19 protein-coding genes are annotated in these 25175 nt (G+C 70.0%); 8 read left to right on the forward strand and 11 right to left on the reverse strand.

Translation table 11 applies throughout. From position 1 onward, the window contains the following. Positions 1–6: 6 nt before the first annotated feature. Together ACZ6ZP_RS28510 and ACZ6ZP_RS28515 are read right to left on the reverse strand one after the other, a co-directional pair. Positions 7–1395 (reverse strand): sensor histidine kinase, encoded by a 1389-nt coding sequence (locus ACZ6ZP_RS28510; protein ID WP_361473982.1) that lies wholly within the window; start codon positions 1393–1395, stop codon positions 7–9. Then, complete coding sequence (locus tag ACZ6ZP_RS28515) at positions 1392–2096, reverse strand: response regulator transcription factor (protein ID WP_351163970.1); 705 nt, start codon at positions 2094–2096, stop codon at positions 1392–1394. The genes ACZ6ZP_RS28510 and ACZ6ZP_RS28515 overlap by 4 nt, the downstream gene beginning before the upstream one ends. Positions 2097–2228: 132 nt before the next feature. On the opposite strand from ACZ6ZP_RS28515, the gene ACZ6ZP_RS28520 reads away from it, so the two are divergent. Together ACZ6ZP_RS28520 and ACZ6ZP_RS28525 are read left to right on the forward strand one after the other, a co-directional pair. Next, entirely contained in the window at positions 2229–3410 is a 1182-nt protein-coding gene (locus ACZ6ZP_RS28520; protein WP_351163971.1) for a UDP-N-acetylglucosamine--N-acetylmuramyl-(pentapeptide) pyrophosphoryl-undecaprenol N-acetylglucosamine transferase, read from the forward strand. Further along, positions 3407–4426: an SDR family NAD(P)-dependent oxidoreductase gene (locus ACZ6ZP_RS28525; RefSeq protein WP_383820988.1), complete on the forward strand. Its 1020-nt coding sequence runs from the start codon at positions 3407–3409 to the stop codon at positions 4424–4426. The genes ACZ6ZP_RS28520 and ACZ6ZP_RS28525 overlap by 4 nt, the downstream gene beginning before the upstream one ends. Positions 4427–5029: 603 nt before the next feature. Here ACZ6ZP_RS28525 and ACZ6ZP_RS28530 read toward each other — a convergent pair. Continuing rightward, positions 5030–5662, reverse strand: a complete 633-nt coding sequence (locus ACZ6ZP_RS28530; RefSeq protein WP_383820991.1) for a TetR/AcrR family transcriptional regulator — start codon at positions 5660–5662, stop codon at positions 5030–5032. A 377-nt stretch (positions 5663–6039) separates the two neighbouring features. Here ACZ6ZP_RS28530 and ACZ6ZP_RS28535 point away from each other — a divergent pair, with 377 nt between their 5' ends. From ACZ6ZP_RS28535 to ACZ6ZP_RS28550, 4 genes are all read left to right on the forward strand, one after another. After that, positions 6040–7029, forward strand: coding sequence for a tetratricopeptide repeat protein (locus ACZ6ZP_RS28535; protein WP_351163974.1), 990 nt, complete (start codon positions 6040–6042; stop codon positions 7027–7029). Positions 7030–7721: 692 nt separating this feature from the next. Beyond that, positions 7722–8339, forward strand: coding sequence for a DUF6230 family protein (locus tag ACZ6ZP_RS28540; RefSeq protein ID WP_351163975.1), 618 nt, complete (start codon positions 7722–7724; stop codon positions 8337–8339). Between the two features lie 146 nt (positions 8340–8485). Then, positions 8486–9040 carry a DUF6114 domain-containing protein gene (locus tag ACZ6ZP_RS28545; RefSeq protein WP_351163976.1) on the forward strand — a complete coding sequence of 185 codons (555 nt, stop codon included), beginning with the start codon at positions 8486–8488 and terminating at the stop codon, positions 9038–9040. After that, positions 9030–10370, forward strand: coding sequence for a hypothetical protein (locus ACZ6ZP_RS28550; RefSeq protein ID WP_469408867.1), 1341 nt, complete (start codon positions 9030–9032; stop codon positions 10368–10370). Before ACZ6ZP_RS28545 ends, ACZ6ZP_RS28550 begins: the two co-directional genes overlap by 11 nt. 106 nt (positions 10371–10476) lie before the next feature. Here ACZ6ZP_RS28550 and pyk read toward each other — a convergent pair whose 3' ends face one another. The 3 genes from pyk to pta form a co-directional block, all read right to left on the reverse strand. Beyond that, positions 10477–11907, reverse strand: coding sequence for a pyruvate kinase (pyk, locus tag ACZ6ZP_RS28555; protein WP_351163978.1), 1431 nt, complete (start codon positions 11905–11907; stop codon positions 10477–10479). Between the two features lie 111 nt (positions 11908–12018). Beyond that, positions 12019–13227: an acetate kinase gene (locus tag ACZ6ZP_RS28560; protein ID WP_351163979.1), complete on the reverse strand. Its 1209-nt coding sequence runs from the start codon at positions 13225–13227 to the stop codon at positions 12019–12021. 54 nt (positions 13228–13281) lie between these two features. Next, positions 13282–15366, reverse strand: coding sequence for a phosphate acetyltransferase (gene pta, locus ACZ6ZP_RS28565; protein WP_351163980.1), 2085 nt, complete (start codon positions 15364–15366; stop codon positions 13282–13284). Between the two features lie 328 nt (positions 15367–15694). On the opposite strand from pta, the gene ACZ6ZP_RS28570 reads away from it, so the two are divergent. Further along, positions 15695–16720, forward strand: coding sequence for a 6-phosphofructokinase (locus ACZ6ZP_RS28570; protein WP_351163981.1), 1026 nt, complete (start codon positions 15695–15697; stop codon positions 16718–16720). Between the two features lie 94 nt (positions 16721–16814). Here the strand turns inward: ACZ6ZP_RS28570 and ACZ6ZP_RS28575 are convergent, their stop codons facing one another. The 5 genes from ACZ6ZP_RS28575 to ACZ6ZP_RS28595 form a co-directional block, all read right to left on the reverse strand. Further along, complete coding sequence (locus ACZ6ZP_RS28575; protein ID WP_399979442.1) at positions 16815–17534, reverse strand: helix-turn-helix domain-containing protein; 720 nt, start codon at positions 17532–17534, stop codon at positions 16815–16817. 65 nt (positions 17535–17599) lie between these two features. Next, positions 17600–18265, reverse strand: coding sequence for a hypothetical protein (locus tag ACZ6ZP_RS28580; protein ID WP_469408868.1), 666 nt, complete (start codon positions 18263–18265; stop codon positions 17600–17602). A gap of 5 nt (positions 18266–18270) precedes the next feature. Then, positions 18271–22776 (reverse strand): DUF6531 domain-containing protein, encoded by a 4506-nt coding sequence (locus tag ACZ6ZP_RS28585; RefSeq protein WP_469408870.1) that lies wholly within the window; start codon positions 22774–22776, stop codon positions 18271–18273. A 31-nt stretch (positions 22777–22807) separates the two neighbouring features. Beyond that, positions 22808–23839 carry a hypothetical protein gene (locus ACZ6ZP_RS28590; RefSeq protein ID WP_469408871.1) on the reverse strand — a complete coding sequence of 344 codons (1032 nt, stop codon included), beginning with the start codon at positions 23837–23839 and terminating at the stop codon, positions 22808–22810. Next, entirely contained in the window at positions 23827–24480 is a 654-nt protein-coding gene (locus tag ACZ6ZP_RS28595) for a hypothetical protein (RefSeq protein WP_351163984.1), read from the reverse strand. Before ACZ6ZP_RS28595 ends, ACZ6ZP_RS28590 begins: the two co-directional genes overlap by 13 nt. Positions 24481–24692: 212 nt before the next feature. Here ACZ6ZP_RS28595 and ACZ6ZP_RS28600 point away from each other — a divergent pair, with 212 nt between their 5' ends. Then, complete coding sequence (locus tag ACZ6ZP_RS28600) at positions 24693–25169, forward strand: HIT family protein (protein ID WP_351163985.1); 477 nt, start codon at positions 24693–24695, stop codon at positions 25167–25169. Positions 25170–25175 lie beyond the last annotated feature (6 nt).

A 25175-nucleotide genomic window follows, 5' to 3' on the forward strand; every position in this document is an offset into this window, starting at 1 on the left:
GCCGGGCTACCGGTCGGGCAGCGTCAGTCTGAACAGCGCGCCCCCGCCCGGCGCCCTCTCCGCCGAGAGCTCCGCTCCGTGCGCGTGGGCGATCTGGCGGGCCATCGCGAGACCCAGGCCCGAGCCCGGCAGGGCGCGGGCCTTCTCGGCGCGGTAGAAGCGGTCGAAGACGTACGGCAGGTCCTCCTCCGCGATGCCGGGGCCGTGGTCGCGGACCGTCAGGGCGGTGGGGGTGAGGGATGCCTCCACCGGTGTGCCCGGCGGGCTGAACTTGGCCGCGTTGTCGAGCAGGTTGGTGACCAGCCGGGAGAGGCGTGCGGGCACGCCGGGGATGCTCGTGTCCTGGGCGTCCGGCGACACCTGGAGCGTGAAGGGCACCTGCGGCCAGTGGCCGCGCGCCGCGTCCACGACATGGGCGACCAGCGACGCGAGGCGCACCTCCTCCAGGAGGGGCTGCGGCTCCTCGTCGCGGGCCAGCTCGATCAAGTCGTTGACCATGCCGGTGACTTCGCGCAGCTGGCGGCCCAGCGCGCCGGACGCACGGTCGCGCTGCGCGTCGCTCAACCGGTCGGCGCGGGCGAGGAGTTCGGCGTTCGTACGCAACGCGGTCAGCGGGGTGCGCAGTTCGTGCGAGGCGTCGGCGACCAGGCGGCGGCGTGCGGTGACCGACTCCTCCAGCTCGGCCAGCATCGCGTTGAACGCGGCGGCGAGGCGGGTGACCTCGTCCTCGCGGCCCGGCGGTCCCGGCGGCAGCTCGATGCGGTGGCGGGCGTCGCGGGTCGCCGCGATGCGTTCGGCCGTGGCGGTGAGGCGGGCGACCGGGGCGAGGCCGGTGCGCGAGACCCAGTAGCCGCCGAGCCCCGACAGGAGCACTCCGGCGCCGCCCACCGCGGACAGCAGCCCGGCGGCCTGTCGCACGCCGCGCTCCGCGATGTCGGCGCGCAGGGCGACCTGGACGGCGTCGCCCTTGCCGTAGTGGGTGGTGTACATCCGCGTCGGCCTCCCCTCCAGGGTGAGGCTCGTGTAGTACGGCGCCGCTTGGCCGGCCGCGACCTTCCGCGTGGACTGGCTCACCGGGAGCAGATAGGGCTTCGAGGGATCGTCGGCCGGGTCGGCGGGGACGATCTGCGAGCAGGCGGGGGCGCCGAGGTAGCGGCACTCGCCCGTGACGACGCCCGGTTCGTTGTCGTAGTGCCGCTGCTGGGCGATGAGGCTCGCCGACTGGGCGAGGTTCTGGTCGAGCTGCTGGTAGAGCTTGTAGCGGATGACCAGGAACGCTGCCGCGCACACGCCGACCGCGACCAGTGCGACGGCCGCCGCCGCGGCGAGCGCGAGCCGGGTGCGCAGCGGACGCCTGCGCCGCCACCGGGCGCCGAGCCTGCGCCGGGCGCTCACGGGCTGCCCAGGCGGTAGCCGACGCCGTGCACGGTGTGCACGAGGCGGGGCTCGCCGCCCGACTCCAGCTTGCGGCGCAGGTAACCGACGTACACGGCAAGGGAGTTGGAGTCGGGTCCGAAGTCGCGTCCCCAGACCGACTCCTGGATGAGTTCGCGCGGCAGGACCTGACCGGCGTTGCGCAGGAGCAGTTCGAGCAGGGCGAACTCGGTGCGGCTGAACTCGACGGTGCGGTGGCCGCGGCGGCCGGTGCGGGTCGCGGGGTCCAGTACGAGATCGGCGTACGCGAGGTCGCCGCCCTCGGCGGGGGAGTGCTGCTCCGGGGCGGCGCGGCGCAGCAGGGCGCGGACGCGGGCGACGAGTTCGTCGAGGGCGAAGGGCTTGACCAGGTAGTCGTCGGCGCCCGCGTCGAGGCCGTCGACGCGTTCGCTGACGGAGCCGAGGGCGGTGAGGACGAGGACCGGGGTGCGGTCGCCGAGTGCGCGCATCTGGCGGCAGACGGCGAGACCGTCCATGACGGGCATCATCACGTCCAGGACCACGAGGTCCGGCTCCCAGCGGGCGATGGCGCCGAGCGCGCGGCTGCCGTCCGCGGCGCCGCGGACGGAGTGGCCCTCGATCGTGAGGGCGTCCTCGACCGCCGCGCGGACTTCCGGGTCGTCGTCGACCACGAGGATCTTGGGCGCGGGGGGTGTGGTCACGCTGGGCCCGCCTGCGCGTGACGGGGGCGGCCTGCTCGCCCGCGGGGGCGGCTCCTCGGAGATCTCATGGGTCAAAGGTGCCAAACGCGGCTCTTAAAACCCTCTTAGACCTGCTCGTGATGCTCCATTGCCATGCGAACACCCGATATGCGATCTCCCGAGGCAGGGGCCCGTGCCCCTCTCTCCGTCGTCATCGGCGCGGGCGGCACCGGTGGACACATCTATCCCGGGCTCGCCCTCGCCGACGCCCTGCGGCGTGCCGTGCCGGGCGCGGTCGTCACCTTCGTCGGCACGCAGCGGGGTCTGGAGACCCGGCTGATACCGGAGGCCGGATACCGGCTCCACACCGTCGACATGATTCCGTTCGACCCCTCGCTCGGCGCCAAGCGGTATCTGCTGCCCGCCGCCCTGGTGAAGTCGGGCGCCCAGTGCCGGGCGATCCTGCGGGCGCAGGGCGCGCAGGTCGCCGTCGGGATGGGCGGCTACCCCAGCGCTCCCGTCATCGTCGGGGCCCGGATGGCGGGTCTGCCCAGCCTGATCCACGAGTCCAACGCGGTGCCGGGCCGTGCCAACCGGTTCGCGGCCCGGCTCACCCCGAACATCGCCGTCGCGTTCGACCGCAGCCGGGAGCACCTGCCGGGCGGTGAGCGCGCGTACACCACCGGGATGCCCATCGCGGCGCCGCTCGCCGTGCTCGACCGGGGGGCTCTGCGGGCCGAGGCCCGCCGGGAGTTCGGGGTGCCTGAGGGGGCGCGGGTGCTGCTGTTCAACGGCGGCAGTCTCGGCGCGGCCCGGCTCACCGAAGCGGCCGTGGGGCTCGCGGCGCGGTGGCGGCACCGCGCCGACGTGCAGCTGCTGATCAAGACGGGACCGGCCGCGCTGGACGAGACGCGGCGGCGCCTGACGGAGGCGGGCGCGGAAGGCATCGCCCGCGCCGTGCCCTACCTCGACCGGATGGACCTCGCCTACGCGGCCGCCGATCTGGTGGTCTGCCGGGCCGGTTCGGCGACCGTCGCCGAACTCGCCGCCACCGGGGTGCCTGCCGTCCTCGTCCCGTATCCGCACGCGCCCGGCGACCACCAGACCCACAACGCGCGGGTCCTCTCCGACGCGGGCGCGGGCCTGCTCCTTCCCGACGGCGAGACGACGGCGGCGCGGCTCGCGGAGCTCGTCGGTCCGCTGCTCGCCGATCCGGCGCGGCTCGCCGCGATGAGCGGTGCCGCCGATCCGGGCCCGCACGCACGGGCCGCGGACCTGCTCGCCGAGCGGGTCATCGAACTCACCCACCACACACCGCACTTGGAGTACGCATGAGCAGCAACGGCACTTTCGATGACGCGACCTTCGGCTGGGCGGGCCGCACCGTCCTGGTCACCGGGGCCGAGGGCTTCATCGGCTCGACGCTCGTCGATCTGCTCCTGGAGCAGGGCGCGAAGGTCCGCGCCTTCGTGCACTACAAGCCGTACGCGGACAAGGGCCACCTCGCGCATCTGATGGGGGACCCGCGGGTCGAGATGCTCGCGGGCGACGTCCGGGACGCGGGGCGGGTGATGGACGCGGTGGAGGGGTGCGACACGGTCTTCCACCTGGCCGCGCTGATCGGAATCCCCTACTCGTACGACTCGCCGGGGGCGTACGTCCAGACGAACGTCGTCGGCACGGAGAACGTGGCGGAGGCGTGCCGGCGGCACTCCGTGCGGCGGCTCGTCCACACCTCCACGAGCGAGGTGTACGGGACGGCGCTGACCGCTCCCATCTCCGAGGAGCACCCGCTCCAGCCCCAGTCCCCGTACTCCGCCTCGAAGATCGGCGCCGACATGATGGCGCTGTCGCACTGGCACGCCTTCGAGCTGCCGGTGACGGTGGTGCGCCCCTTCAACACGTACGGTCCGCGGCAGTCGGCCCGCGCGGTGATCCCCACGATCCTCGCGCAACTGCACTCCGGGGCGCGGGAGATCAAGCTGGGCTCGCTGACGCCCACGCGGGATTTCACGTACGTGACGGACACCGCGCGGGGCTTCATGGCGCTGGCGGCGTGCGAGGCGGCCGTGGGCCATGCGGTGAACCTGGGGGTGGGCCAGGAGATCTCCATCGGGGCTCTGGCGGAGGCGCTGATCGAGGCGTCCGGGCGTGCGGCGGAGGTGGTCGTGGACCCGTCCCGGCTCCGTCCCTCGGGCAGCGAGGTCCAGCGGCTCCTGTCGGACAACTCCCGGGCCCGGGAGTGGGCGGGCTGGACTCCGTCGGTTTCCTTGAGCGAGGGCTTGAAGTGGACCTCGGAGTGGGTCGCGCAGAATCTCCGCCTCTTCGCGGCGGACCGCTACCAGGTCTGAGGGGGCCCTGCGGGCGGGCTGGGCGGGGCCTGGGTCGCTGTTCCCTGCGGGTGGGCGGGGCGGTGCCTGACCCGCCGCTTTTCCCTGCGGGTGGACGGGGCGGCCCCTGTCCCGCCGCTTTTCCCTGCGGGTGGGCGAGAGGGTCCCTGTGCCGCCGCTCATTCCCTGCGGGTGGGCCAGACGTCCTTGTCCCGTCGCTCCTTCCCCGCGGGTGGGTGGGGCGGTCCCTGTCCCGCCGCTTCGCGGCGGATTCTCCCCGCCCGCCCACCCGTTCACCCCGCAGCGCATCGTCAACGTGCCTGGGTGGGGCGGATCCGGGGCGCTCGGGTGGGTGGGTGGGAGACATCCGTCGCGAAGCGGCGGTGCAGGTCGCGGCGGCCGCAGCCGGGGGCGCCGCCCCCGAAGCGGGGCGTGGCGGGCCCGCGGTGTTGGAGGCGCCCGGCCAGTTGCGGCTGGGCCGCAGCCGGGGGCGCCCGCCCCGAGGCGGGGTGCGGCAGGCTCACGCTGCCGGAGGCCCCCGGCCAGTTAGTGCTGGGCCGCAGCCGGGGGGGGCGTCCCGAAGCCCGGCGCGGCGGGGTCACGCTGCTGGAGGCCCCCGGCCAGTTACTGATGGGCCGCAGCCGCCGCCAAACCGCCCAGCAGCAGCAGCGTGAAGCGGCGGGCCCACGCTTCGTCCACCGGTTCCGCGCTGACCAGGGCGCGGTGGACCACCGCGCCGGCGATCACGTCGAAGATGAGGTCGGCCGTTCGGCCCGCGGCGGCGGGATCGGGCTCCGACGGGAGCTCACCCCGGTCCTGCGCCCGCTTGCGCCCCGCGAGGACCAACCGCTTCTGGCGGTCCACGATCGACGTACGGATCCGCTCCCGCAGCGGCTCGTCCGACGTCGACTCGGCCACCACCGCCATCAGCGCGGTCTTCGTCTCGGGGCGGCTCAGCAGCGCCGCGAACTGCAGCACCACGCCCTCGATGTCCGCCGCGAGGCTGCCGCGGTCCGGCAGCTCCAGCTCGTCGAACAGCTCCGCCACCGCGTCCACGACCAGCTCGCTCTTGCCCGCCCAGCGCCGGTACAGGGTCGTCTTGGCGACGCCCGCGCGCGCGGCGACGTCGCCGAGGGTCAGCTTGGACCAGCCGAGTTCGACCAGGGCCTGCCGGGTCGACTCCAGGATCGCGGTGTCCGCCGCGGCGTTGCGGGGGCGGCCGCCGGTGCGGGCGGCAGGAGGGATGCGGCTTTGCATCCCGTGACCATACCGGTCAGTACGGAGCGCGCCGGAGCAGTTCCGTACCGGCCGCCGAGTGAGGCAGATCACCGGAGTTCGTGCGGGCCCGCCTCCCACACCGCGGCGCTCGACAGTTACGCTACGAGTCGTAGCGAAAGAGACGTGGGCGGGACGAACGGCAATTCCTCGGCGCCCACGCTCCTTCGCCGAGCGACAACCACAGCGGCACCACAGCGACAACCACAGCAGCAGGCACTGGTACGGGGTGGGGACCTCGTACCGACAACCATCGGTCCTCCTCGGGACCTTGGCGCCACGGCCGTCCTTGGCCCCGCAATCCGGCGGGGGGCTTCGGACGGGCGCGGTTCCCGCACGGCTTGGGGGAGGATGTACTCATGCAGCCACGGAACATGTCCATGAGCGGAGTCGTCGACCTCGCCGCCGTGAAGGCGGCCCAGGAGGCCAAGGCGAAGGCGGAGCAGGCGCGCGCCGAAGCGGCCAGGCAGGGCGGGGGCGCCGTACCGGGCGTCTCACCTTCGAGTCTCGTCATCGACGTCGACGAGGCCGGCTTCGAGCGCGAGGTCCTCCAGCGCTCCGCCGAAGTGCCCGTCGTCATCGACTTCTGGGCCGAGTGGTGCGAGCCGTGCAAGCAGCTGAGCCCGCTGCTCGAAGGCCTCGCGCGGGAGTACAACGGCCGCTTCGTCCTCGCCAAGATCGACGTAGACGCCAATCAGATGCTGATGCAGCAGTTCGGGGTCCAGGGCATCCCGGCCGTCTTCGCGGTGGTGGCCGGACAGGCCCTGCCGCTCTTCCAGGGCGCGGCCCCGGTCGAGCAGATCCGCCAGACCCTGGACCAGCTGATCCAGGTCGGCGAGGAGCGCTTCGGCCTGACCGGCCTCGTCGTCGACCCGGACGCCCAGGGTGGCGGCGACGCGCAGGAGGCTCCCGTCGCCGAGGTGCCCGCCGGTCCGTACGACGCCCTGCTCGAAGCCGCCGTCCAGGCGCTGGACGCGGGCGACTTGGGCGGCGCGGTCCAGGCGTACCGCAACGTACTGAACGACGACCCGGCCAACACGGAGGCCAAGCTCGGCCTGGCCCAGGCCGAACTGCTGCAGCGCGTCCAGGACCTGGACCCGCAGCAGGTCCGCAAGGACGCCGCCGACCGGCCCGCGGACGTGGCCGCGCAGATCGCCGCCGCCGACCTGGATCTGGTGGGCGGTCATGTGGAGGACGCCTTCGGGCGGCTCATCGAGGCGGTCCGCCGCACGGCGGGCGACGACCGGGACGCCGCGCGGGTGCGGCTGCTCGAACTCCTCGAAGTGGTCGGCTCGGACGACCCGCGGGTGACCGCGGCGCGTACGCAGCTCGCGCGGGTGCTCTTCTGAGTCGTCCCTGGTCCGCGCCCTGGTCCGGCAACCGCCCGCGCGCCCTGGCTCGGACGTTCGACCCTTCGCGAGCCGTCCGCTGACCAGTCCCTAAACGCCGGGGCTTGTGATGCAGGAGTGAAAAATTCGCCTCCAAGGCGTCACAGTGGCCGCGCTTTACCAAATCTTGGTAAACGCGGCCACTGTTACTTGGAGTAAGCCCAGGCCAGCCTTCTGTCCTGTTGTGCCCTTCAACATCCCGGTCTGTTCCGCCCACTGGGCGCACCGTCTGTGGCCGACCGATACCGCGCGGTCGTGCTTCGGTTATCGCGCCGTTACTAGCCAGTAACGAACCCCCTTGTGCGGGGACCGAGAATGCACCACGATCGGCGACGCTCGGTCCATTAACCCGCAGCCCGAAAGCCAGTCGGGAGCGGGGTTTCTGGGTCCCCACCGAGCAGGCCGGAGACATCCCGTCGCCGGTCTTGGACAGGGGGGTCTCTGCCGTCCGGCAGGGCCTGTCCGGCAGGTTGTGCGTGTCGCGTGCGACCAGTGGTTGTCGCTCGGGGGTGATCGCCGGTGCTGAGTGGCGCAGTTGCGCGCCTCCCATGCGGGCGCTCTCCTTCCCGAGGACGTAGCGCTTCTCCCATCCCTGCCCGACTGAGCGCCCAGCAGTCAGGGCCGGAGATGTACGTCCGAGAAGGAGGAAAGTCATGGAGTCCGTGGCTCGTGGCGGAACCAGATGGAAGCGGTTCGCCGTAGTCATGGTGCCGAGCGTCGCGGCGACTGCCGCGATAGGCGTGGCCCTCTCGCAGGGTGCACTCGCGGCATCGTTCAGTGTGTCCGGTCAGCAGTTCAAGGTGACTGCCGACCAGCTCGACGGTACGGGATTCGTCCAGTACGGGGCGCTCGACAGCGGCAAGTCGGGTAACCACCCGGTCGCCGTCGTCGGCCTCGAATCGGCCAAGATCACCAACCTGTGTCAGTCCGTCGTCGTTCCGGTCCCCGTCTTCGGCGATGTGTCGATGACCCTCAAGGCCGGCGGCAAGGGCGGCCCGAGGGTAGCGGCCAAGAAGCTCTACATCGACGCCGACGACCTGAAGGCCGACGCGACGTTCACCAACGTCGACATCGGTGTCTCGGTCGACCAGACCACCAAGGGCCCCGGCCCGGCGAAGGGCGACAAGTACGCCCCGGACTCGTTCGCGCAGCAGGCCGACAAGGTGAAGTTCACCGACGTCAAGCAGCGTGCGTGGGCGACCACCGCCGGCACCTTCAAGCTCTCCGGTCTGGCCATGTCGGTCAAGAAGGGCAAGCACGAGTGCTACTGAGGCAGTTGATGCCTTAGACAGCGGTACTTGTTGCGCAGCACGGCCGGGCGCGGGGGCGCGACGGAAATCTTGACCTCAAACCGTCCCCGTGCCCGAATCCGCAGCACACACAGAACCAAACGCCATTCCCCGAGGAGCTGTACGACATGAGCGCCGAAGCGCAAGTGGGGCTGGGCGACAAGCTCGGCCGGATGCGCCGATCGTTCCGAGGGTGGCGCGGTCAGCGCCCGTTCTGGGGTGGTCTGCTGACGTTGCTCGGCGGCATCCCGATCATGTACTTCCCGTACGCGAACCTCACGATCGGCACGATGACGATCCGGATGGCGACGACCGCCGGTGCCGGTTCGCTGATCATCGGCGTCCTGCTTGTCGTGCTCGGCCTGACCATGTGGTTCCAGCCGCATTCCCGGATCTTCGCGGGTGTCGCGGCGATTCTGCTCGCACTGGTCTCTCTGGTGGTCTCCAACTTCGGCGGCTTCGTCATCGGCTTCCTGCTCGCGCTGCTCGGCGGTGCCCTCGGCATCTCCTGGGCCGCGGCCAAGCCGGTCAAGAAGTCCGCGAAGGGGCGGGCCGAAAGCTCCGACGACGGGGCGCCGGAGCCCGCGGCCGCGGGGGCCGCGAACGGGGTGAGCGGCACTACGGACGATCTGTCAGGAACGAGCCCGGACAACGGGACGAACGGGAGGCACCGTGCCGGCTGACGAGGTGCATCAACTGGACTCCGCGGGGGAGCCCCGCGCGAGATCCGGGCCGCGCCACGCGGCACCCAGAAAGCCGCTCCTCACCCGCCTGCACGTGCCGGCGGGCAAGGCGATAGCCATCGCGGCCATGCCGACCGCCGTCCTCATGGGCATGGGACTGACCCCCCAGCTCGCGCAGGCCAAGCCGCTGCCGAAGAACCCCTTCCAGGACGGTCCGTGCGTCACGGCGCCGGACGACGCCTCCAAGGACACCGAGAAGGAAGCCGACGAGGCCGCCGCGCAGAAGGCGGCGAAGGAGAAGGCCGAGCAGGCGGAGAAGGACGCCGCCGACAAGGCCGACGAGAGCGACGAGAGCAAGGACGACTCCGGCAAGGCCACCGCCGAGCCGACGCCCTCGCCCTCCGCCGGTGACAAGGCGGGATCGGACGCCGACGGGGCCGAGCCGACCCCGTCGCCGGCCGACGTGGACGACAAGGCCGACGAGCCCGCTCCGGAGCCCTCCGAGACCAAGAACCCGCTGGACCCGCTGGGTGTCGGCGACGCGCTCAAGGACATCTTCACGCCCGACGAGAAGGAGTCCGCGAGCCCCACGCCGACCCCCTCCGCCTCGGAGGAGGCCGAGTCCTCGAAGTCCCCCGAGTCCCCCGAGGACAAGGCGAAGGACACGGTCGACGACGTCACCAAGCCCGTCGACGACGCCCTCGGCGAGGTCGAGGACGGCGTCAAGGACGGTGCCGGCAAGGCCGAGGACACGGTCGACAAGGCCAAGGAGGAGGCCGAGAAGGCCGCCGCCGACGCCAAGGCCAAGGAAGAGGCCGAGGACCCGTTGGCACCGGACGAGAACGGCAAGAAGCCGTTCCCGTGCGTGGTCGAGAAGAAGGTCGACGGAAAGGCCGAGCAGACGCCCGCGCCGATCCCGAACCAGCCGTGGAACCTCGAGGCCAGCTCGCTGACGCTCAAGGGCGCGGACTACCAGGGCGTCGTGAACCTGACGATGCCCAACGGCAACACCAAGCAGGCCCTGAAGTACGTCGTCCAGAACACGGACATCGGCGACCTGCACCAGATCGTCGAGGGCCCGGCCGGCAAGAAGTACCACGTCCAGGCCGAGAAGGGCTCCACCTCCACGATCCGTGGCGGGGAGACGACGATGTACACCGAGTCGATCTCCGGCAAGCTCTTCGGCCTGATCCCGATCACGTTCGACCCGGAGCACCCGCCGCCCCTGAACATCCCGCTGATCTACTTCACGGACGTGAAGGTCAAGCAGGCGGGCCAGTTCGGCGGCAACCTGCACGTACCCGGCCTGAGCCAGACGATCACCGACTGATCCCGCCGCGATCAGCGACCGGTCGCCAAGATCCCACCGGGAGCCGCGAAAGCGCTGAGGGCGCCCCCTGCATCAGGGGGCGCCCTCAGTGTCGTACCGGGCGATGTCAGTCGCGCTCGCCGCCGCCCAGGTGGTGCACCCGGACCATGTTGGTGGTGCCGGGGACGCCGGGGGGCGAACCGGCGGTGATGATCACGGTGTCGCCGTCGTTGAAGCGGTTGAGACGGACCAGCTCGGCGTCGACGAGCTCGACCATCGCGTCGGTGTTGTCGACGTGCGGCACGACGTACGAGTCCACGCCCCAGCTCAGGGTGAGCTGGTTGCGGGTGGCCTGGTCGGTGGTGAAGGCCAGGATCGGCTGGGCCGCGCGGTAGCGGGACAGACGGCGGGCCGTGTCACCGGACTGCGTGAAGGCGATCAGCGCCTCGCCGCCCAGGAAGTCCGCGATCTCGCACGCGGCACGGGCCACCGAACCACCCTGCGTACGCGGCTTCTTGCCGGGCACGAGCGGCTGCAGACCCTTGGCGAGCAGCTCCTCCTCGGCCGCGACGACGATCTTCGACATCGTCTTGACGGTCTCGATCGGGTAGGCGCCCACGGACGACTCGGCGGAGAGCATGACCGCGTCCGCGCCGTCCAGGATCGCGTTGGCGACGTCGGACGCCTCGGCGCGCGTGGGGCGCGAGTTGGTGATCATCGACTCCATCATCTGGGTCGCGACGATCACCGGCTTGGCGTTGCGGCGGCACATCTCCACGAGGCGCTTCTGCACCATCGGGACCTTCTCGAGCGGGTACTCGACGGCCAGGTCGCCACGGGCGACCATGACGGCGTCGAAGGCCGCGACGACGCCCTCCATGTTGTCGACGGCCTGCGGCTTCTCCACCTTGGCGATGACGGGGACCCGGCGGCCCTCCTCGTCCATCACCTTGTGGACGTCCTTGACGTCGCCGGCGTCGCGCACGAAGGACAGGGCGACCATGTCGCAGCCCATCTTCAGGGCGAAGCGCAGGTCCTCGACGTCCTTCTCGGAGAGAGCCGGCACGTTCACGGCCGCGCCGGGCAGGTTGATGCCCTTGTGGTCGGAGATGACACCGCCCTCGACGACGATCGTCTTGACGCGCGGGCCCTCCACCTCGACGACGCGCAGCTCGACGTTGCCGTCGTTGATCAGGACCTGGTCGCCCTTGGAGACGTCTCCGGGCAGGCCCTTGTAGGTGGTGCCGCAGATGGACTTGTCGCCGGGGACGTCCTCGGTGGTGATGGTGAACTCGTCACCGCGCACCAGCTCGACGGGGCCCTCGGCGAAGGTCTCCAGACGGATCTTCGGACCCTGCAGGTCGGCGAGGACGCCGATGGCACGGCCGGTCTTGTCGGCAGCCGCACGGACGCGGTCGTACCGCCCCTGGTGCTCGGCGTGCGTGCCGTGGCTGAAGTTGAAGCGGGCCACACTCATACCGGCTTCGATCAGCGAGACGAGCTGCTCTTCGGAGTCGACGGCGGGGCCCAGCGTGCAGACGATTTTGGAACGGCGCATGGGGGCGATCCTATCGGTTTGTTTCGCTTCGGAATATTCCGTCTGGTGGAATCTACAAATGGGCGGAAGTGCGCTCAGGCGTTGCGGTGATGAATTGCTGATGTATCGCGTTTATGACGGGTTTTCGACCAGTGCATAGGTCTGCCGCGCGATCTCCAGCTCCTCGTCGGTGGGGACGACGGCGACCGCGACCCGTGCGTACTCCGGCGAGATCAGCCGAGCCTCGTCGGAACGTACGGCGTTGAGTTCTCCGTCGACCGCGAGCCCCAGCTCCTCCAGACCCGCGACGGCAGCCTCCCGCACCGGCGCCGCGTTCTCACCGACCCCCGCCGTGAACGCGATGGCGTCCACCCGGCCGAGCACCGCGTAATAGGCGCCGATGTACTTCTTCAGACGGTGGATGTAGATGTCGAAGGCGAGCGCGGCGGCCTCGTCGCCGCCGTCGATCCGGCGCCGGATCTCCCGCATGTCGTTGTCGCCGCAGAGACCGACCAGACCGCTCTTCTTGTTGAGCAGGGTGTCGACCTCGTCGATCGACATCCCGCCGACGCGGGCCAGGTGGAAGACGACCGCCGGGTCCACGTCACCGGAACGGGTACCCATCACGAGCCCCTCAAGCGGCGTGAGCCCCATCGAAGTCTCCACGCACCTGCCGCCCCGCACGGCGCTCGCCGACGCGCCGTTGCCCAGGTGCAGCACGATGACGTTCACGTCCTCGGGCGCCTTGCCGAGGAGCCAGGCGGTCTTGCGGGAGACGTACGCGTGCGACGTCCCGTGGAAGCCGTAGCGCCGCACGCGGTGCTGGTCGGCGGTGGCCACGTCGATCGCGTAGCGGGCCGCAGACTCCGGCATCGTCGTGTGGAACGCCGTGTCGAAGACGGCGACCTGGGGCAGGTCGGGACGCAGGGCCTGGGCCGTGCGGATGCCGGTGATGTTGGCCGGGTTGTGCAGCGGCGCCACCGGGACGAGCCGCTGGATCTCCGCGAGCACCTCGTCCGTGATGACCGTCGGCGCGGTGAACTTCAGGCCGCCGTGCACCACCCGGTGGCCGATCGCGGCCAGCTCGGGGGAGTCCAGGCCGAGCCCGTCGGCGGTCAGCTCGGCGGCGACCGCCTTCAGGGCGGCCTCGTGGTCGGCGATCGGTTCCTCGCGCTCGCGCTCGTCGCCGCCCGTCAGCGGCGTGTGCTTGAGCCGCGACGTCTCCTCGCCGATGCGCTCGACCAGGCCGACCGCGAGACGTGAGCTGTCCCGCATGTCGAGCAGCTGGTACTTCACCGACGAGGAGCCGGAGTTGAGGACGAGGACGCGGGTGGCGGTCACGGCGGAGATGCTTTCTGTAGGCGTCATACGAGGTCGCTCTGTCATACGAGGGTGCTACACGGAGGTGGCCGGGCGGCCTTGCGCCTGGATCGCGGTGATGACGACGGTATTGACGATGTCCTGCACGAGGGCGCCGCGGGACAGGTCGTTGACCGGCTTGCGCAGGCCCTGGAGCACCGGGCCGACGGCGATCGCGCCGGCCGAGCGCTGCACGGCCTTGTAGGTGTTGTTGCCGGTGTTCAGGTCCGGGAAGATCAGCACGCTGGCCTGGCCCGCGACCTCCGAGTCCGGCAGCTTCGTCGCCGCGACCGAGGGCTCCACGGCGGCGTCGTACTGGATCGGCCCCTCGATCTTCAGATCGCCGCGGCTGCGGCGCACCAGCTCGGTCGCCTCGCGCACCTTGTCGACGTCGGCGCCCGACCCGGACGTACCCGTCGAATACGAGAGCATCGCGATCCGCGGCTCCACGCCGAACTGCTCGGCGGTGGCGGCGGCCTGGACGGCGATGTCGGCGAGCTGCTCGGCGTTCGGGTCCGGGTTGACCGCGCAGTCGCCGTACACGAGCACCTTGTCGGCGAGGCACATGAAGAAGACGGAGGAGACGATCGAGGCGTCGGGCTTCGTCTTGATGATCTCGAAGGCGGGCCGGATGGTGGCGGCCGTGGAGTGCACGGACCCCGACACCATGCCGTCGGCGAACCCTTCCTGCACCATCAGCGTGCCGAAGTAGTTCACGTCGGCGACGACGTCGTACGCCAGCTCGACGGTGACGCCCTTGTGGGCGCGCAGCTCGGCGTACTTGGCGGCGAACGCGTCCCGCAGCTCGGAGGTCTGCGGGTCGATGAGCTGCGAGTCGGCGAGGTCGACGCCGAGGTCGGCGGCCTTCTTGCGGATCTGCTCGACGGGGCCGAGCAGCGTCAGGTCGCAGACACCGCGGCGAAGGAGCACGTCGGCGGCGCGCAGGACGCGCTCCTCGGTGCCCTCGGGCAGGACGACGCGGCGCTTGTCGGAGCGGGCCTGCTCCAGGAGCTTGTGCTCGAACATCATCGGCGTGACGCGGTCGCTGCTGGGGGCCTGTACGCGGGTGAGCAGCCCGGCCGTGTCGACGTAGCGCTCGAAGAGGCCGAGGGCGGTCTCCGCCTTGCGGGGCGTGGCGGCGTTCAACTTCCCCTCCAGGGCGAAGAGTTCGCCCGCGGTGGGGAAGGAGCCGCCGGTCACCGCGATTACCGGGGTGCCGGGCGCGAGGCGGTCGGCGAGCTTCAGGATCGCCTCGCCGGGCTGCTCGTTGAGGGTGAGCAGGACGCCCGCGATGGGCGGCGTACCGGCGCTGTGCGCGGCGAGCGAGCCCACGACGAGGTCGGCGCGGTCGCCGGGGGTGACCACGAGGCAGCCCGGGGTCAGGGCGTTCAGGAAGTTCGGCAGCATCGCGCCGCCGAAGACGAAGTCGAGCGCGTCACGGGCCAGGCCCGCGTCGTCGCCGAGCACGACGCGGCCGCCGAGCGCGTGGGTGATCTGGGCGACCGTGGGGGCGGCCAGGGCGGGCTCGTCCGGCAGGACGTAGCTGGGCACGGGGAGGCCGGCCGCGAGGCCGTCGTGGATCTCGTCGCGGTCGGCGGGCGCCACCCGGTTGGTGACCATGGCGAGGACGTCGCAGCCCAGGCTCTCGTAGGCGCGATATGCGTTGCGCGTCTCGGCGCGGACCGATTCGGCGGTCTGGTTCTTGCCGCCGACGACGGGTATCACCGACGCCCCGAACTCGTTGGCGAGGCGGGCGTTGAGGGACAGCTCGTCGGGGAGCTGGGTGTCGGCGAAGTCCGTGCCGAGCACGAGGACGACCTCGTAGTCCCTGGCCACCCGGTGAAAACGGTCGACGAGCTGGGAGACCAGCTCGTCGGTGCCCTGCTCGGCCTGGATCGCGGAGGCCTCGTGGTAGTCCATCCCGTACCCCGACGCGGCGTCCTGCGCGAGCCGGTAGCGGGCGCGGAGAAGATCGAAGAGCCGGTCGGGCCCGTCGTGGACCAGCGGCCGGAAGACCCCCACCCGGTCGACCTGACGGGTCAGGAGTTCCATGACTCCCAGCTCGATGACCTGGCGGCCGTCGCCCCGGTCGATCCCGGTCACGTACACGCTGCGCGTCACGCGTGCTCTCCCCTTCTTCGCTGCGGTGTCCCTGCGTACCCGGCAAGACCCGACAAGACCCGGCGAAGCCGGGTCGGACCGGGCAAGCTCACTCAGGGCCGGACAAATGACCCGATATGGTTGCCGTGCCCTCTTGACAATACCTCTGCGGCTGGCTAGGTCGCCCGCCGGACGAAGGGCCTCGTCGAGGGGCCCAAAGGCCTCCTCCCCAGGATCGGGCGGCGCAGCCGTGACGCGTGACTACTTCGGGTGCGCGGCGGCCCCCGCGCGGCCATGGAACAATCAGACCGGCTCACACGCATCAACAGCGAGCAGGAGACACAGCACGATGCGCATCGGAATTCTCACCGCAGGCGGCGACTGCCCAGGCCTCAACGCAGTGATCCGGTCGGTCGTGCACCGAGCCGTCACGCACTACGGCGACGAGGTCATCGGCTTCGAGGACGGGTACGCCGGCCTGCTCGACGGCCGCTACCGCTCCCTCGGCCTGAACGAGGTCAGCGGCATCCTGGCCCGCGGCGGAACGATTCTCGGCTCCTCGCGCCTGGAGCGCGACCGCTTCCGCGCGGCCTGCGAGGACGCGCCCGCGCTCGCCAAGGAGATCGGCTTCGACGTCCTGATCCCCATCGGCGGCGAGGGCACGCTCACGGCCGCGAAGATGCTGTCGGACGCGGGCCTGTCGGTGGTCGGCGTCCCCAAGACGATCGACAACGACATCTCGTCGACCGACCGCACCTTCGGCTTCGACACGGCGGTGGGGGTCGCCACGGAGGCGATGGACCGCCTGAAGACGACGGCCGAGTCCCACCAGCGCGTGATGGTGGTCGAGGTCATGGGCCGCCACGCGGGCTGGATCGCCCTGGAGTCCGGGATGGCGGGCGGCGCCCACGGCATCTGCCTCCCCGAGCGCCCCTTCGACCCGGCCGACCTGGTCAAACTGGTCGAGGAGCGGTTCTCGCGCGGCAAGAAGTTCGCGGTGATCTGCGTGGCCGAGGGTGCGCACCCGCAGGAAGGCACCATGAACTACGGCGTCGGCGCGATCGACCAGTTCGGCCACGAGCGCTTCCAGGGCATCGGCACGGCACTCGCGTACGAGCTGGAGACCCGCCTCGGCAAGGAGGCCAAGCCGGTCATCCTGGGGCACGTCCAGCGCGGCGGCACCCCCACGGCGTACGACCGCGTCCTGGCCACCCGCTTCGGCTGGCACGCGGTGGAGGCGGCGCACCGCGAGGAATTCGGCCGCATGACGGCGCTGCGGGGCACGGACATCACGATGGTGCCGCTCGCGGAGGCGGTCACCGAGCTGAAGACGGTGCCGAAGGACCGGATGGACGAGGCGGAGTCGGTCTTCTAGCCGGCGCGCTTCCAGCCACGCTTCCAGCCGTCACGCTTCCAGCCGTCGCGCGGGCGGCCGTCGCGCGGGCGGCTGTCGCGCGGGCGGCGCGGCGTCAGCCCCCTGCCGCGCCGCGGACCTGCGCCCAGAAATGCTCCAGGATCTTGTCCAGGAAGTCCTTCCCGGCACTTCCCGAGGCGTCGGCCCCGGCGCCGCCGCCCCAGCTGAGCGTCCGCACCATCCGGGACTGGTAGTCGGCGTGCAGCTGCTGGAGCACGTCTTCGAGATGCCGCTTCGGCACGGGCAGCATCTTGCTGACCGGCCGGACGTACCCCTGCCAGCGGCTGGTCACGGCGCTGCGCAGCAGCTCGGCGAGGTCGTCGGCGCGCCCGGTGATGCCGATGAAGTCGGGCAGGGGGAGCTGCAGCACCTCGGCGAGGGCGGCGGACTGCCGCTCGTTGCCGCGCCAGGTGTTGGTCTCCTCCATGTGCAGATACGCCTGGATCTCGACGCCGGAGCCCCGGGCCACGTCCTCGGGCGCGAGCCCGCGGGCGAGCCGGTGCTCGCGCAGGGTGGTCGCGGCGCCCATGAGCTCTCCCGGTGAGCACCACAGGGTTCCCGCGAGGGCGGTGAGTTCGGCGGAGGTGGGCGAGGCGAGCCCTCGTTCCCAGGCGGCGATGGTCTCCGGGGTGATGTAGGTGAGCCCGTAGCTCGCCCGCATTCCGTAGGCGACGTGCCCGTGCGCCATCCCGAGCGCCTCGCGAAGGCGCCGGGCGGCGGGAAAGTTGAACGGGGGTGTGGGCTGGTGCGGCGGTCGGCTCGGTTGCACGGGCACACGGTATGGGCGCGGGGGTCTGGCGACTACGGTGTGTTCATACGAGGTTGCGGATTGGTGCGAAGCTACGGGAGGCCGTGGGTACCCAGCAGGGCGTCCAGTGCATGCCCGTACTCCCGGAAGAGCGACCGGGCGTCGGGCCGCGCCGGCGAATTGGGCAGCAACAGATCCGCGAGGAAGGCGACGCGCCACATCCTCAGGACGGTTGCGGGTGTGCTGCCGACGGTGTCGTCCGACGTCCCGGAGACCAGCTGTGCGGCGATCCGCAGCGCCTCGGCGATGAGGGCGGCCCCCCGCTCGACCTCTGGCCCGCGCGCGATGGCCGCATTGACCAGAGCCTGAAGGAACCGCGTCAGCTGCAGATCGGCACCCACGTGGCTCATGCGCCGCACCGAGTCCGGCTCCTCGAGTCGGGGTGACACGTCCTCGTACACAGAGGACCACATCAGCAAGGACGGTGCGCTCACCGGATGCTCACGCAGGTAGCCGAGCCCGTCGAGGATCTCCATGGTCGCGTCCCCGAAGTCCCCGGCTTCCCTGACCACTTCGAGGACCCGCGCCACATCGTGCTGCCGCGCAGCCACGAACCCGCCGACAGAGGCGTCCCGCAGCGACCATGTCTCCGTCGCGGCGACCGCACCGATCTCGATGATGCCGCCGAGCGGCGCGAAGACCGCACGGCCGAGAACCTCTTCCGAGATGTTCCATTCCGGCATGCTCAATTGATCCACGTCTCCTAGAAGGTCCCGGCCACGTTCTGCATGAATGCCTCGTTGAATGGCAGTACTCGTGGTGACCCGGCGTTCAGGAGGGCGACGTCTTCAGGCGTGTTCACGAAGTATTCCGGCTGGTTACCAGCAGGCCCTTCGTGGGTGCGCAGCCAGCGAGCGGCGTCTGCCCGGGGAACTTCCGTGCGCACCACGTGTCCGCCGGGCCCAGCGTACTGGTTGGCGGCCCGCATGAAGTCGTCCGTCAGATAGACGCCCGCGTCAGGTGTGTACCGCCGGGTGTCCGATATCGACGTCGGCAATGAGAACGCGTCGCCATGCCAGTTCTGCGAGCCGTGGTAGAGAACCACGTTGTCGTCGTAGCCGGAGAGCCCATAGGGGTCGATCTGACGGAACGGATTGGTGACGTATCCGTAGGGATCGGGTGCTGGCTCCAGGCCCAGCGGGTCGAGCGTGGTGTAGCGGGCGGACTCGGGGTCGTAGTGACGTTGGAAGTTGTAGTGCAGTCCCGATTCCGGGTCGTGATACTGACCGGGGAAGCGCAGCGGTGTGTACGCGGCGCTGCGCTCGGGCCAGCTGGTCAGGCCCCAGACGGTCCGCCGGGCGCGCCAGGCGATGTGGCCGTCTTCACCGATGAGTTCGGTCGGGGTGCCGACGAGATCCGTGACGATGGCGAAGAACCGGGAGTCGATCTCCTCCTGAGCGGCCTCGTCGATGAGGCGCTCCGTCTGGGCGATGGCCCGGAGGCCGTCGTAGTCCCAGGTCAGCGTGACGGTATGGGGCATGTCAGGGGACGCTGTGGTCTGCTCGGTGAGCTGCGGCCCGTCCCACGTGAAGTCGGTCCGCTCCAAGACCGTCGCCCCGTCGGGCGCCATGCGCAGCTTCGCGGTCCGCCGTCCCAGCGGGTCGTACAGATACTTCCAGATGGTCCCGTCCGGAGTTGTCAGGGACGTCAGGCGGTCCTCGCCGTCCCACGTATAACGCCAGACGTCCGGCTTCCGGGACAGCCGCGTCTTCCGGCGTACGACGACACGCCCTGCCTCGTCGTACTCATAGCGCACCGTCCCCGCGCGAGCCAGCCGTATACCGCTGAACTCCCGCTCGCCCCGGGCATCCTGTCCCGGATGATGCTCGGGCCACTGCGCACTCGTCAGCTGCCCGGCTTCGTCGTAGGCGTAGCGCTCGGTCCAGTCGTGGCCGCTGACGGCGGTGATCCGGCCCACCGGGTCGAGTCCCATGGTGACCTCGCCCAGCAGCGGATCGTCCATGCCGGAGACGATGCTGTCGGGGCGATAGTCGTAGGCCCGGCGTTGGACGGCCGCGCCTCCGACGGTCACCGTCTGCTCGACAGGGCGGCCGACCGGGTCCCAGGTCTGAGCGACCGCGAGCGAATCATCCACGAGTCGCTCTGTCTCTTGGCCGTTCGCGGCGTAAGCGAAGGACAGGAGGTGTCCTGAGGTGTCCAGATGGGTTGCCCGCCCCACCGCGTCGTAGGCGTAGCGGGCCCGCGCGCCCGTGGGAGTGGTGCGCCGCGTACGCCGGCCCATGGCGTCGTAGGCGAAGGCCAGCGTCCGGCCGTCCGACCGCTCGGCGAGCACCCGCCCGCGAGGGTCTCGCTCCCAGGTCAGCACGGAGTCCGGTCCGGCACCGCCTACCAGCCTGCCCGCTGGGTCGTAGGTGAAGGTGGTCCGCCGGTCGCCGACGTCCTTCGTGACCGGCCGTCCCAGGGCGTCATAGGTGAAGCGGACGGTCTGGCCCTGCGGGTTCCTGCGTTCCAGGAGGCGCCCCATGGCATCGCGGGTATACCGGGTACGTCGACCGTCGAAGTCGGACTCGGCCAGCAGATGTCCGGCGGCGTCGTACTCGTAATTCCAGTTCCGGCCATGAGGGTTGGTGACTTGGGTGAGCCGCAGCGAGGCGTCGTGGCCGAACTCGTAGCGGGCGCCGTCGGGGCCTGTGCGCGCGCTGACCAGGTCGAAGTGCGTGTACTCGTAGGTCGTGATGGCGCCGGCGGCGTTCGTGTGGCGGATGCAATTGCCCTCGCCGTCGTACTCCCACGCTTCTTCTGCCCCGTCGGGCCCGAGCACGCGGGTGATCTTGCCCTCGACGGACCACCACATCCGAGTCGTTGCTCCGGCCGGATCGGTGACCTCGGCGAGGCGCCCGAACGCGTCGTAGGAGCGCGTGGTCCGTTCACCGAGCGCGCTCACGATCTCGACGGGGAGCCCGGCGGCATTGCACCGCACCTGTGTGGTGGCGCCCAGCGGGTCGGTGACCCCCAGCGGCCGCCCTGCGGTGTCGTAGGTGAAGCGGGTCGTCGCGCCGTCGGGTCCTGTGAGCGCAGTACGGTTGCCCCGCTCGTCGTACGAGTGCCGCCACACGGCGCCGTCCGTCGTCACCACCCGTACCGGCAGGCCGATTTCGTTGTACTCGGTGTCGGCTTCGGTGCCGTCGGGACGGCTGACCGTGACGGGCTTGCCGTACGCGTTGTTGGTGAACTCGGTGGTGTTCCCGAAGGGGTCGGTCCACGACACGAGGTGGTGATGGTCGTCGTACGTGCTCCGAGTCACGGAGCCGATCGCGTCGATCTCCGCGACGACCTGGCACCGCTCGTTGATGACGAAGCGGGATACGGCGCCTTCGGAGGTGGTCAGGGTGGTGATGCGGCAGTCGGGCCAGGCGTCGTCCGTCCCGTCGTAGTCGAGGGTCAGGGCGATGTGTCCGGCCTCGCCGCCTTCGGCTATGCAGCGGTCCTGGTCGTCGTAGGTGTACGCGTAGCGGCTGTGATTGCTGTCGGTCCAGGAGGTGGCGCGCAGGCGATCGTCGTACGTGAACTTCAGCGACAGACCGTCGGAGTTGCTGACCTCCGTGAGGTTCCCGTCGGTGTATCCGTACTGCTTGATCGTGACGTCCGAACCGTCCCTGGCGCCTCCCGCAAGGAGCAGCCCCGTGACACGTTCCCTCTCGACCACCAGTTTGAGGTGGTAGCCGCAGGAGTGCCGGATCGCGAGCGGCGTACCGTCGCTGTCGTAGTCGAAGTCAATGGCGTTGTCGTTGCGGTCGGTTATGCGCTCCAAGAGGGCCAGGCCCTCGTCCGGAATGCCGAAGTGGCGGCTCTGTCCGGTGAGAGGGTCATCGATGCGATAGCTGCCGTTGTCCAGACGGACGAGGGGCCAGTGGGGACCGACCGCTGGCAGCGTCGCGGTCTGGGGCCCGTCGGCGTGCGGATAGGCAAGCAGCAGACCGTCTTCGGAGACGAACACGACCCCCTCGTCGTCGACTTCGAGACGCTGATCGATGGTGGAGGACCAGGTAGGTCCGAACCACCAGCCGGTGCGGTAGTCGGAGGCGACGCGACGACGGAAGGCCAGCGGCAGGATGCCGGGCAGTTCGATGTCCGTCTGAGGCAGGAACATCTGTCCTGAGGCGAGGTCGACGGGGTCGGTCAGCTTCTTCCAGACGGCTTTGGCACTGCGCGCGAAAGCGTCCTTACCCCGGCCAAGCATGCTGCGGGCGCTCTTCAGGCCCTTGAGGCCACCTTTGAGTCCCTTCAGACCCTTACCGAGTTTGGCGACCGTGGTCAGGCCCTTCATGCCAGGAACACAGTCCAGCGCCGCGAACGCCACGTCGAGCAGGCCTGCTTGGCCTTTTCTGTATTTGTTGAGGGTGTCGGCCAGCACGATGACGGCGGCCACGACGACGATGATGGCGAGAATGGGTCCGCCCACGATCATCGCGATGATGCCCACCACCGCGACGATGACCTTGCAGACCTCGACGATGGTGTCCCAGTTGTCGGAGACCCAGTCGCCGATCTCCTCCCACCACTTGCGGTTCTGGATGCCCGCGTCGGACGCCTCGTCGATCTTTCGTTTGGCCGTGCCCGCGGCCTCCTCGCGCATCTTGCGCGCGTCCTCGGCCATCTTCTTCGCCGCGTCCAGCGCGCTCTGCGCGGAACTGACGTCCCCCTGAGCGGTGCTCTGCGCCTTCTCCGCGGAGGTGGCATTGCGGGTGGCGGCCCGCACCTTGTCCGGGTCGGGCTCGGGCACGTCCTTGCCGCCGCCCGAAGCCTTGTCGTCCTTGTACTTGTCGGCTTCCTTGCCCGCCCGCTCCACCCAGGAATCCGCCGTGGACAGCCGGGACTTGGCGCTGCTCAGGTCGGCCCGCGCCTCGCGGCCCTTGACCAGCGCCTTGCCCGCCAAGCTCTGGGCGCGCTCCAGCTCCGGCCAGTACGCGGACAGCGCGTCGCCCGCCATCTCGTAGCTCTTCTTGAGCTTCTTCAGCTTGCCCGGAGCGTCCTCGAACTGCTCCGTGAACGCGTCCGCGGTCTTGCCCGCCCACTGCAGGATCGCGTCCTCGCCCGCCATCCCCTTGATGTCCCGCAACACCTTCGAGACATCGTCGGCGAAGTCGTGCAGGTTCTTGGCCAGACCCCGAACCCGGTCCGGATCACCGGGCGTCGGGTCCTTGTCCAGGTCCAGGACATGCCAATCCACCGGACGATTCCCTGCCATAACGCTTCCCCCGTTTTACGTGTGCCGTCGACTACCGGTTGATGGCCTGGATCTCCCCGACGACGACCTCTTGCTCCGCACCGAACTCGCCGTCAGGCAGGCCCTTCGGTTCGTTCACACCGGTGCCGGTCCAACTGATCTTCCAGGTGACGGTCGCCTTGAGCGGATACGAGCCGTCTCCCGATGAGCGGAGGTACTTCACCCCACAGGACGGGTCCTGCTTGGACTTGCCCTTGGCGTACGGTTCGCCGATCTTGCCGTTCCTGATGGGGCAGGCGCCGGAGGCGGGGTAGGTCTCGGCGTCCTTCGTACCCGGGTCGATCTTCAGGGAGACCGGCTCGGCGGTGGTCGTCGCCTCGATGTCGAGCATCGGGACGGAGGCCGTCACCGACACCGGCTTGAACTCCGTCTCGTCCAGCCAGGCCCAGGTGGGCAGATTGACCTTCGTCTCACCTTCCGGGGCGAGGGTCACCTCGGTGCCGGGTACGCGGATCTCTGCGTACGCGAGTTTGGAGAGCATCTCCGGAGTGATCGCTTCGGGGATGTCGGCCGGGGGCGGGTCGCCCTCGTCGACCCAGAAGGTGGGCTCGTCGCAGCCGTCCCAGCCGGGCGGATAGCTCTTGTTGGGGAAGGACGTCCACCAGTAGCCCTTGCCGGCCTTGTCCAGGTTGAAGTTCTTGTAGGGCTCGCCGTCCACGTACCGCTTCCTCTGCTCCAAGTCCCACTGAGGGCCGGTCGACTCGGCCTGCCAGATCGGCTCGACGTACTTCTTGAACTCCGCGGGGGAGTACGTGGGGGAGTACCAGCAGGCGGGCGGGGTCCAGTCGGCGGGCGGGGTCACGGCACCGGTCTTGGCACCGGTGCCGTTCTTGGAGCGGTCGTAGACGATGCCGCCGGACGCGGTGGCGGACACCGTTCCGTCGTCCTCGGCATTGCCGGAGGCCTGAGGGTTCTGGGCTCCGCCTCCGATCTCGTTGTCAGCCGCTGCCGGGACGGTGGAAAGGAGTACGCAGCCGAAGGCGGCGAGAGTCGCTGTTCTCAAACGGATACTTACGGCTGGCACTTGGCGCTCCCCCGAGTCGAATTGATCTGCGTGGTCACCCAGACGCCCGCGTCGTTCTTTTGCAGCTTGGCGGCGTAGAGAACGTAGCTGTTCTTCGTTGCGGGGGTCTTCTTGACCTTGTCCTTCTTGAGGTACTTGTCGTAAGCCTTGCTCTGGTCCTCGCAGTAGACGAGGGAGGCGGAGCCGCCGTCGCCGCTCACTTCCGGGTTGTAGTAGCGGTAGGCGCCGGTGGTGCGCGCCTTCGCGTCGACGTAGGCCTGGATGAACTTCTGCGTCTGAGCGGCGGCTTCCCCTTCGTAGTAGAAGCGGTATGCCTTGTTGGCCGGGTCCTGCTCGGCGATGGCCATGTCGACTGCCTTGATGGACTGCTCGCTGTCGGCCAGGATCGCGTCGTCGGCCTTCTTGCCCGTCTTCGGCCAGTCGAAGGTGTACGTCAGGTCTGCGGGCAGGTCGACCTTCGGGCGCTCGACGGCCTCCGAGTCCGGTGCGCTGGGCGACGGCGACTTCTCCTCGCCTCCGTTCTCCGCTCCAGCGATCTTGTCGCTGTCCTTCGACCCGTCGTCGCTGCTTCCGCAGGAAGAGAGCAGCAGAGCCGCGGATACGGCCAGTGCGGACGTCGCTAGACGGAGAGGGCGGTTCACTGACGGCTCCTGGTGAGGGTGAGAGTTAGCGCGAGCTAAGCACGCTAGTGGGCACCGATCGGTGGCACCAGAGAGATATGTGATCAGTAATGGGGCGGTAGGGGCCTATCCCGGTGAATCCGGGCGATGCTTTCCCTCACAGCGCCCCCGCACCGCTTTGCGTTCGGTGAGATCAAAGACGAGGAGTTCGCATGGGGACGAGGCGGCACGCCATGGATCTTGAGGCATACATGGAGCGGGCGCGGAACGGGCCCTGTTTCGTCTGCGCGTTCCTCGCCGGGGACCCCGGCTACGCGCATCACGTCGTCCACGAGGACGAACACCACATCGCCTTTCTCGACCGGTGGCCCACCCTGCCCGGGAAGGTCCTCGTCGCGCCCAAGGCGCACGTCGAGCACGTCGTCCGTGAGTTGGACGCGGCCGACTACACGCGGCTCATGCTCTTCGTGCGGACCGTCGCCCGCGCCGTCGAGGACGTGCTCGGTGCCGAGCGGACCTATCTCTACTCCCTGGGGAGCCAGGACGGGAACAGTCATCTCCATTGGCACGTCGCCGCCCTGCCGCCCGGGGTGCCGTACGAGGAGCAGCAGTTCCACGTCCTGATGTCCGAGAACGGCGTGCTGGACGTGGCGCCCGACGCCATGGCAGGGATGGCCGCGCGGCTCCGGGACGCCATCGCGTCGGCGTAGCGCTCG

It is taken from the genome of Streptomyces sp. NPDC054047 (genome assembly GCF_055585065.1).